Origin of the sequence: Bradyrhizobium sp. BRP19 (assembly GCF_020194195.1) — a bacterium.
GTDB lineage: Bacteria > Pseudomonadota > Alphaproteobacteria > Rhizobiales > Xanthobacteraceae > Bradyrhizobium > Bradyrhizobium yuanmingense.
Map to the genome: position 1 here is coordinate 89,765 of NZ_JADYVZ010000004.1, position 14,954 is coordinate 104,718.

The window sequence follows — 14,954 nt, forward strand, 5'->3', positions numbered from 1 at the left end:
GGGAGGAGGATCACATGAGCATTTCTAGACGCCAGGCGCTGTTCGCGGGGTCTGCATGGGCCGGCGCGTCACTGCTGCCGGGGCCATTGCGTGCGGAGGCCAAGCAGGTCTCGCTCGCTTTCGGGCCGGTGTCGCCGGTTTACGCCATCGGCATGATCGCGGAGCTGAAGGGGTACTTCAAGGACGAAGGACTCGATTCCAAGCTCGTTACCGGCAATGCCGGTACGTTCGGCCGGCAGACATTGGCGGCGGGGCAGGCGCTGTTCGCGCACGGCGATGCCAGCCATCCGCTCCAGCTCGGTGCGCGCGGCAAGCCCTGCAGGATGCTGCTCGCGACCGAGATGGTATGCTCCTACGCCAACATCGTGGTCCGGCAGGACCTCTACGAGAGCGGCATCAATTCGATCGAGAAGCTCGCGGATTACAAGCGCCCCGACGGCGCCAAGCCGATCGTTGCCGCGACCGCCATCGGGTCAGGCACCTGGGTGTACGGCACCTATGTGTTCGAAGCGCGTGGGCTCGGCAACAAGGTGAACTGGGTTGCGGGCGGCGGGCCCAACACGATGTTCCCATCGCTGCAGACCAAGCAGTTCGACGCCATCGTGGCGCCGCCGAGCTGGATCGTCGAGGTCGAGAAGAAGGGTTTTGGCCGGACGATCTACGACACGTCGAAGCCTGGCGTGTTCGAGAAGGATTTCGGCGGGACGTTGCCCGTGCTGGTGATCTACACGCTCCAGGACACGGTCCAGCAGGACAAGGCGATGGTGCAGGCCTACGTCAACGCGATCTACCGGGCGATGGCTTTTGTGAAGGCGGCGCCGCTCGCGGAGGTGCAGGCGCTGGTCACGCCGAAGTATTTTTCAGGGATAGATCCCGATGCCGTCAGCGCCGAGCTCGGCTTCGACAAGTCGACCTGGGCCTATGACGGCGTCATCGACAAGGCGTCGTTCGAGCGCGGCGCCAAGCCCTGGTACCGCAAGGGCACGGACATTCCCGAGACCAGGTACGAGGATGCGGTCGACATGAGCTTCCTTCAGGCGGCCAGGGCGAAATACAAATGATCGCCGCGCCAAGCCAGAGCCTCGCGCTCGCGCGCGACGAGGATCGAGCAGCGGCTGCGCGCACGCGCATCGCCGTACAGGGTCTTGCCAAGCGCTTCAACGCGTCCGGACGCGAGTTCGTGGCGGTGGATGACGTTTCCTTCGAGGTCAAGCAGGGCGAGTTCGTCGCGCTGCTCGGTCCATCCGGCTGCGGCAAAAGCACCATTCTCAATATGGTCGCGGGGCTGTTGCCGCGCTCCGGCGGACGCATCCTGATCGACCAGGACACGGTCGAGACCGGCGAGGTCAACCCCAGGGTCGGCTATGTCTTCCAGCGCGATACGCTGTTTCCGTGGCGGACCGTGGAGCAGAACATCGGCTATGGGCTGGAGATCGCGGGAGTGCCAAAGAGCGAGCGCGCCGCGCGCGTTGCCACCGCCATCGAGAAGGCCGGCCTTGCAGGCTTTGCGCAGAGCTTCCCGCGCATGCTGTCCGGCGGCATGCGCCAGCGTGTCGCCTTAATGCGCACGCTGATCCTGGAGCCCGAGATCCTGCTGATGGACGAGCCGTTCGGCGCGCTCGACACCCACACGAAGCTCGAGATGCACAAGACGCTGCTGGAGATCTGGGAACGCGAGCGGCAGACCGTTCTGTTTGTGACTCACGATCTCGGCGAAGCCTTGACGCTGGCGAGCCGCATCATTCTGCTCTCGGCGCGCCCCGGGCGTCTCAAGGAAGACTTCGACGTCGCCATTCCGCGTCCGCGCGATCCCGTGGCCGTGCGTGAGACGGCCGAGTTCGCACGGCTCTATTCCCACATCTGGCATTCCCTCGGCGAAGAATTCCGCCGCACCAGGGCCGACTGATCATGTCCAACAGCCGCACCGTCATCCTGTTCTGGCAATTGGCCATTCTCGCAGTCGTTCTCGTCGTCTGGCAGTGGGGCTTCGAATGGAGCAAGACGTTGCTGCCGAAGGCCTACGTGCCGAAAATCCTCGATCCCTATTTCGTCGCCAAGCCGTCGCTGATCTGGCAGAGTTTCTTGCGGCTTGGGTGCTTCGCAGACGCGACCGGCTTTACCGCCTGCATCAAGGGCAGCGACAACAATCTATGGCTTGCCACACTCGTCACGTTGAAGAACACCTGGTGGGGCTTTCTGTTCGGCTCGGCGAGCGGGATCGCGGCCGGCCTGGTGCTCGGCCGTTCCGATTTCCTCTCTCGCGTGTTCAGCCCCTACATCGTGGCGCTCAACTCCATACCGCGCATTGCGCTGGTCCCGCTCGTCATCCTGATTTTTGGCCTCGGTGACCTCTCCAAGATCGCAACCGCCTGGCTCGTCGTGTTCTTCGTGGTGTTCTTCAATACCTTCGAAGGAACGCGTGCGGTCGACCGTGACCAGATCGCTGCCGCCCGCCTGCTCGGCGCCAGCGAATTCACGGTGCTGCGCACGGTCGTGATCCCGTCCGCGCTCGCCTGGGTGTTTGCCTCGCTCCTGCCGGCCGTTTCTTTCGCGCTGATCGGCGTCATTGTCGGCGAGTTCATCGGTGCCGAACGCGGTCTCGGCAAGCTCATCATCGAAGCCGAGGCGCGGGCCAATGCCAGCGAGATGATGGTGGCCATCTTCGTCATGATGTTCGTCGGCATCCTGCTGGCGATCGCGGTGCGTTCGCTGCAGTCCTACCTCTTGCGATGGCAGCCGCAATTCGAGGCTTCGGCGTAGCCCGCTCAGCGGCTGAACCGCGCCACCAGCTCGACATGCGGCGTGTGGCGGAACTGGTCGACCGGTACCACGGACTCCAGCCGATAGCCGCCGTCGATCAAGAGCCGTGCGTCGCGGGCAAAGGTCGCGGCGTTGCAGGACACGGCGATCACGACCGGCACCTTGCTCGCCGCAAGCTTCAGCGCCTGCGCCTGCGCGCCCTGGCGCGGCGGGTCGAATACCACGGCGTCGAAGTCCCGCAGCTCCTGCGGCACCAGCGGGCGGCGGAACAGATCGCGGGGCTCGCACTTGATCGGCTTCAGGCCAGGTGTTCGCGCAGCTTTCGCCAGCGCCGCGATGGCGCCGGCGTCGCTGTCATAGGCTGCAACGCGCGCCTTCTCCGCGAGCCTGAGCGCAAACGGACCGACGCCGCAGAAGAGGTCGAGCACCTCCTTGGCCTTGCCGATGCGCTCTGCGACGAGTGCCGCAAGCGTCTCTTCGCCCGCCACCGTCGCCTGCAGGAACGAGCCCGGCGGCAGCGTCACCTCGGCGCGGCCCATCCTCACCGTCGGCGGCAGGCGTTGCAGCACCAGCTCGCCATGCCGGGTCAGCCGCGCCAGGCGGTGCTGTTCGGCGACGCGCGACAGCGCCGTGACCAGCGCCGTCGGCAGCGGGCCCGAGCCGCGCACGTCGACATCGAGCCCGTTGGCGGTCGCGGTGACCTGGATATCCAATGGCTTGGTCACTGCCATCTTGGACGTCAGCGGCTCGGCGAGTGCCCAGGCGGCGTCGAGTGCGCCCTCGAGCGCGGGATCGAGGATCGGACAACGATGGATCGGGATGACGTCGTGCGAGCTCGCAGCCGAAAAGCCGACCTTGAGGATGTCGTGCGTGCCGAACCGGCCGTGCAGCGTGATGCGCCGGCGCCCGGCGCCGTGGGCGTCGACCAGCGGCGCCACCTCGCAATCGATGCCGGCCTGCGCCAGCGTTTCGATCACGATGTTGCGCTTCCAGGCCCGATACGGCTCGTTCGCCCAATGCTGGATTGCGCAGCCGCCACACACGCCGAAATGCGGACAGAATGGTTCGACGCGTTCCGGGCTTGCGACCTCCACCGCCAGCAGCTTGCGCCGGTCGGGATGATGGCCTGCGACGTGATCGACCTCGACGGTCTCGCCGCCGAGCGTATAGGGCACATAGATTGCTTCGCCGGCGTCGAGGCAGACGCCGTCGCCGCGATGGCCGACATGATCGATCGTGATGCGCTCAACCACGGCGCGCGCCCAGGAAGAATTCGATGTTGCCGTCACCGCCCGTGATCGGCGAGGGGAATATCTCGATCTCGGTGCAGCCGAGCGAAGCCGCGAAGGCTGCGATGTCGTCGCAGATCTCCCGGTGCACGGCGGCATCGCGGATGATGCCCTTCTTGTTGTGCTTCCGCTCCGCCTCGAATTGCGGCTTGATCAGCGCCAGCAGGCTCATCGGCGCGGCTGCCAGCGACAGAGCTACCGGCAGCACTGATTTCAGCGAGATGAAGCTGACGTCGATGACGACGACATCGGGCCGCGCCGGCAGGCGCTTGCCCTCATAGCTGCGGATGTCGGTCTCCTCCATCGACACGATTTTGGGATGATCGCGCAGCGAGGGATGCAGCTGGCTGGTTCCGACATCGATGGCGAACACCAGGCTCGCGCCGTTCGCCAGCAGCACCTCGGTGAAGCCGCCGGTGGATGCGCCGACGTCGAGGCAGACATGGTCCTCGATCTCAATCGGGTACCGCTCCAGCGCCCCGGCGAGCTTGACGCCGCCGCGGGAGACGTAAGGGTGCGCCGGCTCGGCCTGGATCACGGCGTCCTCGGCAATCGTCTCCGACGGCTTTGCGACCTGCTTGTCGTCGGCCGTGACGAGGCCGGCCTCGATCGCCGCGCGGGCCCGCGCCCGGCTCTCGAACAGGCCGCGCTCGACCAGCAATACATCCGCGCGCTTGCGGGCAGGGGGCATCGGATCTCCGACGGACGACTAAAAAGCTTATGTAGCGATCAATCGCGCGGCCGCCATCCGGACGCAAGTCTCGAACGCGGTGAGATCGTGCCAGACGTCGGTCGGCATAGTGGCCGGCGTCACCAGCGGGCAGCCGTGCAGCTCCAGCGCATGGATCATCATGAGGTTGTCGACGAGGCCGAAATCTTCGACCGTCAGCCCTTGGGCATCGACCAGCCGCCCGTTCTCGGAGGTGACCTCCATGAAGCGACTGAGGCGGTCGGCATAGGCGGCGCCATCGTTGGAATAAGCCAGGCAGAATTTGCGGCGGCCGGCCATGTAGCCGAGCTCGTAGACGGTGCCGGGATCGGCGCCGGCGCCGCGGAACGGCGTGAGGTTGGCGATGATGGCATCGGCCGCGTCCATCATCGCCTCGTTGCCGCAGAAAATCTGCCGCGAAGCGTCGCGCGCGGTGAGGTCGATCGCGTTGTCGAGGGGATAGAGCCCGGTAAGCCCGTGCGCGGCGCAGATTTCGACCTTGCGCCGGCCGATCTCGACGGCATCCGGCAGGAACACGTCGGGGCCTGCCAGATAGATTTTCATCGCACGACCGATTGAGAAGGCATCGGAGTTGCCGCGACGTTGGCGGTGCAAAACCTCTCCCAAGGGGAGAGGTCGCGCCAAAGGCGCGGGTGAGGGGTTACGCTCTCACGTGGGATCTGAGCCCCTCACCCGGATTGCACTGGACGATGCTTCGCATCGCCAGGAGCAATCCGACCTCTCCCTACGGGAGAGGTGGGGTTCAGCGTCTGCCGCGACAATCAAGCCAGCTTGACCGTCTCGGTCTTCACATCCTTGCCGAGCGCCTCGAACACCTTGGCCACGATGCCCTTGGCGTCGAGGCCGGCGCGGGCGTACATGGCGGCCGGGGTGTCGTGATCCTGGAACACGTCGGGCAGCACCATCGAGCGGAACTTGACCATGCCGGTGTCGAGCACGCCCTGATCGGTCAGGAACTGCGCGACATGCGAGCCGAAGCCGCCGATCGAGCCTTCCTCGATCGTGATCAGGATCTCGTGGTCGCGCGCGAGCTTGAGGACCAGCTCGGTGTCGAGCGGCTTCATGAAGCGCGCATCGGCGATCGTGGTCGACAGGCCGTGGGCGGCGAGCTCGTCGGCGGCCTTCTCGCATTCGGCGAGACGGGTGCCGAAGGAGAGCAGCGCGATCTTGCTGCCCTGGCGGATCACGCGGCCCTTGCCGATCTCGAGCGGAATGCCGACCTCGGGCATCTCGATGCCGCGGCCTTCGCCGCGCGGATAGCGCAGCGAGCTCGGACGGTCGTCGATCGCAACCTGGGTCGCCACCATGTGCACCAGCTCGGCTTCATCCGCCGCCGCCATGATCACCATGTTGGGCAGGCAGCCGAGATAGGCGTTGTCGAACGAGCCGGCATGGGTCGCACCGTCGGCGCCGACGAGGCCGGCGCGATCGATGGCGAAGCGGACGGGCAGGCTCTGGATCGCGACGTCGTGGACGATCTGGTCGTAGCCGCGCTGCAGGAAGGTCGAGTAGATCGCGCAGAACGGCTTGTAGCCTTCGGTCGCAAGGCCCGCGGCAAAGGTCACCGCGTGCTGCTCGGCGATGCCGACGTCGAAGGTGCGGTCGGGGAAGGCCTTGTTGAAGATGTCGACACCGGTGCCCGACGGCATCGCCGCGGTGATGGCGACGATCTTGTCGTCCTTCTGCGCTTCCTTGACGAGGCTCTGGCCGAACACGTTCTGATAAGCCGGCGCGTTCGGCTTGGCCTTGGCCTGCGTGCCGGTCGCGACGTCGAACTTGACGACGGCGTGATACTTGTCGGCGGAGGCTTCCGCCGGGCCGTAGCCCTTGCCCTTCTGCGTCACGACGTGGACCAGGATCGGACCGGTCTCCATGTCGCGGACGTTCTTCAGCACGGGCAGGAGATGGTCGAGGTTGTGGCCGTCGATCGGGCCGACATAGTAGAAGCCGAGCTCCTCGAACAGCGTGCCGCCGTCCATCATGAAGCCGCGGGAATATTCCTCGACGCGATTGGCGCGGTTGGCGAGGATCTTGGGCAGGCGCTTGTTGATCTGCTTGGCCGCATCGCGCAGCGTGCGATAGGTCTTGCCGGAATAGAGGCGCGACAGATAAGCGCTCATGGCGCCGACCGGCGGCGCGATCGACATGTCGTTGTCGTTGAGAATGACGATCAGGCGCGAGTTCATCGCCCCCGCATTGTTCATGGCCTCATAGGCCATGCCGGCCGACATCGCGCCGTCACCGATCACGGCGATAACGTTGTTCTTGCCGCCGGAGAGGTCGCGCGCCACGGCCATGCCGAGGCCGGCGGAGATCGAGGTCGAGGAATGCGCCGCGCCGAACGGATCGTAGTCGCTCTCGCTGCGCTTGGTGAAGCCGGACAGGCCGCCGCCGGTGCGCAGCGTGCGGATGCGGTCGCGCCGGCCGGTGAGGATCTTGTGCGGATAGGCCTGGTGGCCGACGTCCCAGATCAGCCGGTCGCGCGGCGTATCGAAGACGTAATGGATCGCGGTGGTGAGCTCGACCACGCCGAGGCCCGCGCCGAAGTGACCGCCGGTCACCGAGACGGCATCGATGGTCTCCTGCCGCAGCTCGTCGGCAACCTGGCGAACCTGCTCGACCTTGAGCTTGCGCAGATCTTCCGGCGTCCGGATGGTGTCGAGAAGCGGCGTCTTACTGTATGCGTTCACGGCGATTTCCAATTTGTCAGCACCGGAAGGTCATTCCGGTGCGCGATGGGTTTGCACAATATCGGCGCAGCGCGAGTCCTATAACCGTCGGAGCCACCTGCACGGGGCAAGGCCCCGCCTTCAAGCTTAGGTAAGCTTAAGTGTGCTCCGGTTCAGTCTCTGTGATCCCTGTCACTTAGATCGGCTTCGTCCGTCCCAAGCCAATTTCATCAGCAGTTTGAAGCACTTGTCGTCGGTAATCGGTGCCCACGCAAGGCTTACAAAAAGCCACACTCCGCGCAGCTTTACACCAAAGCTTAGGCCAAAGCCAACCCGCTGGGCCGATTAGGGGTATGCAGGTGCAACTCGCGGACCAGAAGTGGTTAACCTCGGGGCGCGGTAAGGGGTTCCGGCCTTGATCGGTTCTTGGCAGGCTTTTTGGCCCGAGTATGGGCTTTTCTAGCTCTCAACGACCCGATTCGAAGGCAGGGACGTATCCACCGCCAGGGAACCGCATGACGGCCGGGAACTGCGCACGGCGATAAGGACGCAGCGGCCACGCTCACCGCGAAGACATTCTACGCGGACCTGCGTCGCGGTCTTGCACGGCCCTGCGGGGGTCAGAAGACTGAGCGGGAGAGCACTCTTATTACTGGACGTCGAGCGGGGCCGTGCCGGTGGCCTGGCCGCTGGCATCGGTGGTGATCTTGTCGACGCGCGCCTCGGCCTGGCGCAACAATTCCTCGCAGCGCCGCTTCAGGGCCTCGCCGCGCTCGTAGATCGTCACGGATTCCTCGAGCGGCACCTTGCCGTCCTCGAGCCGCTTCACGATCGTTTCGAGTTCCTCGATCGCGCGCTCGAAGGTGAGCCTGGAGACGTCGACTTGAGTGTTTTCGGCCATATCCGTTTCCGATTGCCCGATTCGCTTCACCTTTGAGAAAGCAGAGTTTTACGGGCGTAATGTGGCGGGTGGGTCAAGCGCCCATCAGGGCGCCGACATGCGCCGTAACAGATTCTTTCAGTCCCTGCAGGTCATAGCCGCCCTCGAGCACCGAAACAACGCGGCCGCCGGCGGTCTTGTCGGCGAGGTCCATCAGCTTGCGCGTCACCCAGGCATAGTCCTCCGCGCGCAGGTTGAGCGAAGCCAGGGGATCGCGATAATGCGCGTCGAAGCCGGCCGAGATGATCAAGAGCTCCGGGCTGAATTTCTCGAGCTGCGGCAGGATCAGATTCTCGAACGCGACGCGGAATTCCGGGCCGCCGTCCTCGGAGGCGAGCGGCGCATTGACGATGGTGTCGTGATCGCCGCGCTCGCTTTTGGCGCCGGTGCCCGGAAACAGCGGCATCTGGTGCGTCGAGCAGTACATCACGGTCGGGTCCGACCAGAAGATGTCCTGCGTGCCGTTGCCGTGATGCACGTCGAAGTCGACGATGGCCGCGCGCCTGATGCCGTATTTGCGCTGGGCGTGGCGCGCGGCGATCGCGACGTTGTCGAAGAAGCAGAAGCCCATCGGCTTGCCGATCTCGGCGTGATGTCCGGGCGGGCGGACCGCGACGAAGGCGTTGCGATGCTCGCCGGCCATCACCGCTTCGGTCGCCGCAACCGCGCCGCCGACGCCGCGCATCACCGCCTCCCACGTGCCGGGGGACATCGAGGTGTCGCCGTCGATGTAGACCTGACCGCTGGTGGGCGCGATGTGGCGCAGCTCGGTGACGTAATGCTCGTTGTGGCAGAGCGTGACGAGATCGAGATCGCCCTCAGGCGCCTCCTCGCGCGCCAGGAACTGGAAGCGCTCATGCGACAACGCTTCCTCCACCGCGCGCAGGCGATCCGGCCTCTCAGGGTGTCCCGGCGGCGTGACATGGTCGAGGCAGGCCTTGTGGGAAAGGAGAAGCGTGCTCATCAGGTCGGCCTCACGGAAAACGGGCTTTTGCCGTCGTTGGCGCATCCGGCGCCAAAACGCAATGCAAAATCCAATCTAAGCGCTTGGCCGGGAATGGCAAAGGGCTGCCCGCTTGATCCGGATCAATTCACCCGCAGGATGCGCCGGGGCGGCAGCGGACCGACCGGCCCGTGCGCCCGGAAGAACGCGAACAGCGCGTCCGCATCGTAACCGCCGTATTGTGGCGCGGTGCCCTGCTTGGCGACGGTAAACCCGTCTCCGCCGACGGCGAGGTAATCGTTGAGCGTGACGCGGTAGCCGCTTCCCGGCTCGATCGGCCTGCCGCCCAGCGTCATCTTCTCGAGGCTGACGCGCTCGCCGAACGGTTTTGAAGCATCCCAAGTATAGCTGAAGCCGTTCGACACCTGGAGAATCCGCGGCCGCTTCGGGTCCAGCCATTGCTGCTCGAGCAAGTCCTTGAGCTGGCTGCCCGTCAGCGTCATGGTGACAAGACGATTGCGGAACGGCTGGCTGGCGAAGACGTCGCCGAACGTGATCGCGCCGTTCTCCTTTGGAACGATGTCGGTGCGGATGCCGCCGGGATTGGTGAGCGCGATGACAGCGCTGCCATCCTTCGCATCGCGCGTTGCGAGCAATTGCGCGTCGGCGATGATATCGCCGAGCGCGCTTTCGCCGGCCTCGTTCGGCACGCGCGACAATGTCTGCGTCACTGAGCCGGCGGGCCGGTTGGCGATCGGCGCGGAGAGCTTGTCGTAGGCGTCGATCAACGCGGTCTGCTCGGGATCCCTGGCCAGCGAAGCATTGGCGACGATGACGTTCTCGGCCTTGGCGGCGACGATATCGCGAGTCACAGGATCGAGCTTGAGGTCGATCGCGGTGACGAGTGTGCCGTATTTGTCGCCGCTGGTGACGAGCCGCCCGTCGATATCGCAGATGTAGGCGCGATGGGTGTGGCCGCTGACGACGACGTCGACGGCAGGATCGAACTTCCTGACTATGTCGACGATCGGTCCCGTGATGGCAGGGCATTCATTGTAGTCGCCGGCGGGCTCGCCGCCCTGGTGGATCAGCACCACGATCGCTTCGACGCCGCGCGACTTCAGCTGCGGCACCAGCGCGTTCACCGTCTCGGCCTCGTCGCGGAATTCGAGCCCGGCGATGCCCGCGGGCGAGACGATGCCGGCGGTCTCCTTCAACGTCAGGCCGATGAAGCCGACGGGGATGCCGTCGAACTCCCTGATCTCGTAGGGCGGCAGCACGCTCTTGCCGGTCGCGGTCTCGACGGTGGAGGCCGCGAGATAACGGAATTTGGCGCCCGTGAAGGGATGCGGCCCCTGGCAGCCGTCGACGGGATGACAGCCGCCGTTCTGCATGCGCAGAAGCTCGGTGTTGCCCTCGTCGAATTCGTGATTGCCGACCGAGCTGATCGCAAGGCCCATCATCGAGAGCGCCTCGATCGAGGGCTCGTCGTGAAACATCGCCGACAGAAACGGGCTCGCGCCGATCAGGTCGCCTGCGGCGACGAAGATGGCGTTCTTGTGTCCTTCGCGCAGCTGCTTCAGCAGCGTCGCCATGTACTCGGCGCCGCCGGCCGCCACCGTCACCTTCTTGGACTTGTCCTCGGGGTCGTTGATGCGGATGCCGCCCGGCGGCGGCCGCAGATGGCCATGGAAATCGTTGATCGCGAGAATGCGCAGCTCGACGGGGGCTGCGCTCTGGGCCGCAGCAGGGAGGGTGCCGGTGAGAGCGAGGACGAAGCAAGCCAGGCGGAGAAGATGTCGCATGGAGTTAGACTATTCGTTCGGCGCGAAGATTTCACGAAGGTTGTTGTCGTCATTTTTGAGGCACGCGCAGCGTCGTTCCCCCGACAATCCCATCATCGCACGAGCCATGCCGCTCGATGAATGCCAGGTCCGCTACGTGCCGCAACAATTAGCTACAATGTTTCATTTGAAAAACCGCTGGTTGTGGGGCACGATCCGGCCCCGTTCGCTTCAGACAGACCGTCAGATTCATGATTGCCGCCCCCCGGATCGACGAATCCTCACCGTATTATCGCGGCTGGCGGGTCGTGCTGGCGTGCTTCCTGATGGCCTTCTTCATGTTCGGCTTCGGCCTCTACGGCCAAGGCGTCTATCTCGCCGAGTTGCAGCGCGCTCACGGCTGGCCGGGCACGCTGATCTCCGCGGCCAGCACCTTCTCGTTTCTCCTGACCTCCGTGCTCGTCATCTTCACCGATGACCTGCTCGAGCGCATCGGGCTGCGCGCGCTGATCCTGTGCGGCGTGTCGGCGCTCGGCGCTTCGACCGTGCTGCTGGCGCTGGTGCAGACGCCCTGGCAGCTTTATCTCGCCTATGCGCTGATGTCGGTCGGCTGGACCGGCATGGGCACGGTGGTGATCGCGACCGTGCTGAATTCCTGGTTCGAGCAGCGGCGCGGGCTTGCGCTCAGCCTTGCCTTCAACGGCGCGACTTGCGGCGGCATCATTCTCGTCCCGCTGCTGCTGTCGCTGACCGGCAGCATCGGCTTCCGTTCCGCGATGCTGGCGGCGACCCTCGCGATGATGGTGCTGGTGCTGCCGGCGGTCGTGACCTTCATCGGCTGGCCCGCAGGCATGGCGCCTGCAGCGGGCGGACGTTCCTCCGGCTCCTCAGCGCCGGTTCGCTCGCGCAAGGCGGTGCTCGCCAACGCGGCGTTCTGGACCATGGTGCTGCCGATCGCGCTCGCGCTGCTGGCGCAGATGGGTTTCATCGTCCACCAGGTGACGTTTCTCGAGCCGCTGATCGGCCGCTCCGCCGCAGGGCTTGCCGTCACGATCATGGCGGCGATGGCGATCGTCGGGCGCCTCTCGCTCGGCCTGTTCGTCGACCGGCTCGATGCCCGGCTCGCCTGTGCGGTTTCGATGACGAGCCAGGCGGCTGCGCTGTTCGTGGCTCTGCAAAGCACGAGCCCGACCGTGCTGCTGGCCTGCTGCGCCGTCTACGGCTTCTCGATGGGGAACATGATCACGTTCCCGCCCTTGATCATCCAGCGCGAGATCGGTGCTTCGGCCTTCGCGACCGCGGTGGGCTTGGGCACCTCGATCAGCGGCATCGTCAGCGCCTTCGGCCCCGGTGTCGTCGGTCTCGTGCGGAGCGTTACGGGCAATTACACGACGGCGTTTGCGATCTGCGTGGTGCTCGATCTCGCCGCGGCGGGCGTGGTGCTGTGGCGGCCGGGGAGAAGGGCTCAGGTCGCAGCTTTGTAGCCCGGATGGAGCGCAGCGCAATCCGGGACCGCTGTATCCGCGGTGAGACTTTCCCGGATTTCGCTACGCTCCATCCGGGCTACGATGTCGCGTTTGCGGCGCTCACCTTACCCCAGCAGCGCCGCATCCGCCGCTGCGACCGATTCCGCGCTCTCGGTCACGGTGCGCTCGAGCGCGCCCGCCTGCACCGCGATGTTCTCGGCGAAGAAGCGCGCCAGCGCGACGTAGCGTGGCGCGTCGCCAAGGCCTTCGGCCTTGGCGGCGAGCGCCTCGGAGGCGAGCAGGCAGCCGCCGAGCGTGGAGCCGAATTGCTGCAGATAGGGCGTCGCCCCCGCAAGCGCGTCGTTCGGCGCGGAGGCAACGCGCTCCAGCAGCCATTTGCTGGTGCGCGTGAGCGCCTCCAGCGCCTCGCGCAGCTTGGTGCCGGTGGTGCCGAAGGCGGGATCGTTGGAGGCCTCCACCTGCTTGACGGTCGCCGAGAGCTCGTCGAGCAGCGCCCACACCGACGCGCCGCCATTGGCAGCTAACTTGCGCGTGACGAGATCGATCGCCTGGATGCCGTTGGTGCCCTCGTAGATCGCGGTGATGCGGGCATCGCGGTAGTGCTGGGCCGCGCCGGTCTCCTCGATGAAGCCCATGCCGCCATGCACCTGCACGCCGAGATAGGCGACCTCGTTGCCGATATCGGTGGAATAGGCCTTGGCCATCGGCGTCAGCAACGCCGCGCGTGCGGCGGCTTCAGCGCGCACCGTCGGATCCTTGGCGCGGGTCGAGACGTCGATCGCGACAGCCGTCGCATAGCAGATGGTGCGGGCGGCCGCGGTCTGGGCCCGCATCCGCATCAGCATGCGCTTGACGTCGGGATGCACGAAGATCGCATCCGAGCCGTCGCCTTTCTTGCCTACCGCGCGGCCTTGGCGGCGCTCCTGCGCATACGACAGGGCCTGCTGGTAGGCCCGGTCGGCAACGCCGACGCCCTCCAGGCCGACGCCGAGGCGGGCCTGGTTCATCATCGTGAACATGCAGCGCATGCCCTGGTTCTCTTCGCCGATCAGATAGCCGATGGCGCCGCCATGATCGCCCATGGTCATGGTGCACGTCGGCGAGGCATGCATGCCGAGCTTGTGCTCGACGCCGCTCGCATAGATGTCGTTGCGCGGCCCCAGCGAGCCGTCCGCGTTGACCATGAACTTCGGCACCAGGAACAGCGAGATCCCCTTGGTGCCGGCGGGCGCATCGGGCAGACGCGCGAGCACGAAATGCACGATGTTGTCGGTCATGTCGTGCTCGCCATACGTGATGAAGATCTTCGTCCCCTTGATGCGATAGGTGCCGTCCGCCTGCTTTTCGGCGCGGGTGCGCAGCGCGCCGACGTCGGAGCCGGCCTGCGGCTCGGTCAGCTGCATCGTCCCGGTCCATTCGCCGGAGACGAGCTTTTTGAGATAGATCTGCTTCAGCTCGTCGCTGCCGTGGGCGTCCAGCGCCTCGATCGCCGACGCCGTCAGCAGCGGGCAAAGGCCGAAGGCGACGTTGGCCGCGCTCCAGATCTCGGTGCAGGCGGCGTTGATGGCGAGCGGCAGGCCCTGGCCGCCGAAATCTTCCGGGCCGGACACCGCATTCCAGCCGCCCTCGGTCCAGCGCTTGTAGGCGTCAGGCCAGCCCGGCGCGGTCGTGACCTTGGCGCCCTCGAGCTTGATGCCGTGCTCGTCGCCGACCTTGTTGAGCGGCGCCAGCACGTCGGATGCGAACTTGCCGGCTTCCTCCAGCACGGCCGCGGCAATGTCGGCGTCGAAATCGCCGTAATGGCCGGCCTCCAGGGCGGCCTTGAGGCCCGCGCCATGGTTGAGCGACAGCAGCATGTCAGAAATCGGCGCGCGGTAGGTCATGGCTCACTCCCCGAGAACAAATATTGGCGCCGTATTCCCATGAAACGGGAGCGGTCTCAACTGCCGGGACGCCGGATGGGCTGGCCGGAACGGGCAGGGCCGTCGGAGCCCAGAATAGAGTGTCGGCCGCCGGGCCCTTTTTGCCCCTCCAGGCGGTTGAAATGCCGCGCCGCTCCCTATAGACCGGCTGCGACCGACGGGAATCTGCGGGTGCCGGTTCTGCCCGTTCCGTTCGTCGTCTGTTGGGGCGTAGCCAAGCGGTAAGGCAGCGGATTTTGATTCCGCCATTCGGAGGTTCGATCCCTCCCGCCCCAGCCAGATCTTCCGCCCAGCCTGAAATCACCCACGGACCCGGCCCGGCTGGGGAGCTGCTGCACAGCTCTGCGCTGCACAGGGCGTTTCTCGGCAAAGATTCCGCCGACCGGGCCTTCCCCATGCGAACCATGACCCGCCGCGACAAAGATGGCGA

General features: G+C 65.7%; 12 protein-coding genes and 1 tRNA gene. 5 read left to right on the top strand and 8 right to left on the bottom strand.

Features of this window, described 5'->3' with window-relative positions:
* Positions 1-14 precede the first annotated feature (14 nt).
* From I6F36_RS14985 to I6F36_RS14995, 3 genes are read left to right on the top strand one after another with little or no spacing between them, the layout of a single operon-like run.
* On the top strand, positions 15-1,061 hold the full coding sequence (locus I6F36_RS14985) for an ABC transporter substrate-binding protein (RefSeq protein WP_225171670.1): 1,047 nt from the start codon (positions 15-17) through the stop codon (positions 1,059-1,061).
* Positions 1,058-1,906 carry an ABC transporter ATP-binding protein gene (locus I6F36_RS14990; protein WP_225127544.1) on the top strand — a complete coding sequence of 283 codons (849 nt, stop codon included), beginning with the start codon at positions 1,058-1,060 and terminating at the stop codon, positions 1,904-1,906. Before I6F36_RS14985 ends, I6F36_RS14990 begins: the two co-directional genes overlap by 4 nt.
* Positions 1,907-1,908: 2 nt before the next feature.
* On the top strand, positions 1,909-2,760 hold the full coding sequence (locus I6F36_RS14995; protein ID WP_036004112.1) for an ABC transporter permease: 852 nt from the start codon (positions 1,909-1,911) through the stop codon (positions 2,758-2,760).
* A gap of 5 nt (positions 2,761-2,765) precedes the next feature.
* Here the strand turns inward: I6F36_RS14995 and I6F36_RS15000 are convergent, their stop codons facing one another.
* From I6F36_RS15000 to I6F36_RS15030, 7 genes are all read right to left on the bottom strand, one after another.
* Entirely contained in the window at positions 2,766-4,013 is a 1,248-nt protein-coding gene (locus tag I6F36_RS15000; RefSeq protein WP_225171671.1) for a methyltransferase, read from the bottom strand.
* Positions 4,006-4,740, bottom strand: coding sequence for a TlyA family RNA methyltransferase (locus I6F36_RS15005; protein WP_225150024.1), 735 nt, complete (start codon positions 4,738-4,740; stop codon positions 4,006-4,008). The genes I6F36_RS15000 and I6F36_RS15005 overlap by 8 nt, the downstream gene beginning before the upstream one ends.
* Positions 4,741-4,767: 27 nt before the next feature.
* Positions 4,768-5,322, bottom strand: a complete 555-nt coding sequence (locus tag I6F36_RS15010; RefSeq protein WP_225136514.1) for a nucleoside 2-deoxyribosyltransferase — start codon at positions 5,320-5,322, stop codon at positions 4,768-4,770.
* A gap of 218 nt (positions 5,323-5,540) precedes the next feature.
* A complete protein-coding gene (gene dxs, locus I6F36_RS15015; RefSeq protein WP_225127537.1) occupies positions 5,541-7,469 on the bottom strand; it encodes a 1-deoxy-D-xylulose-5-phosphate synthase in 1,929 nt (642 codons plus the stop codon).
* Positions 7,470-8,097: 628 nt separating this feature from the next.
* Complete coding sequence (locus I6F36_RS15020; protein ID WP_008132970.1) at positions 8,098-8,349, bottom strand: exodeoxyribonuclease VII small subunit; 252 nt, start codon at positions 8,347-8,349, stop codon at positions 8,098-8,100.
* 73 nt (positions 8,350-8,422) lie between these two features.
* Positions 8,423-9,352 (bottom strand): histone deacetylase family protein, encoded by a 930-nt coding sequence (locus tag I6F36_RS15025; protein WP_109145896.1) that lies wholly within the window; start codon positions 9,350-9,352, stop codon positions 8,423-8,425.
* 122 nt (positions 9,353-9,474) lie between these two features.
* Positions 9,475-11,136, bottom strand: a complete 1,662-nt coding sequence (locus tag I6F36_RS15030; RefSeq protein ID WP_225143596.1) for a bifunctional UDP-sugar hydrolase/5'-nucleotidase — start codon at positions 11,134-11,136, stop codon at positions 9,475-9,477.
* A 230-nt stretch (positions 11,137-11,366) separates the two neighbouring features.
* Here I6F36_RS15030 and I6F36_RS15035 point away from each other — a divergent pair, with 230 nt between their 5' ends.
* Positions 11,367-12,599, top strand: coding sequence for an MFS transporter (locus tag I6F36_RS15035; RefSeq protein ID WP_225171672.1), 1,233 nt, complete (start codon positions 11,367-11,369; stop codon positions 12,597-12,599).
* Between the two features lie 107 nt (positions 12,600-12,706).
* Here I6F36_RS15035 and I6F36_RS15040 read toward each other — a convergent pair whose 3' ends face one another.
* Positions 12,707-14,485 carry an acyl-CoA dehydrogenase gene (locus I6F36_RS15040; protein WP_225139678.1) on the bottom strand — a complete coding sequence of 593 codons (1,779 nt, stop codon included), beginning with the start codon at positions 14,483-14,485 and terminating at the stop codon, positions 12,707-12,709.
* A gap of 243 nt (positions 14,486-14,728) precedes the next feature.
* Here I6F36_RS15040 and I6F36_RS15045 point away from each other — a divergent pair.
* Positions 14,729-14,803: transfer RNA gene (locus tag I6F36_RS15045), tRNA-Gln, on the top strand.
* Positions 14,804-14,954: the final 151 nt, after the last annotated feature.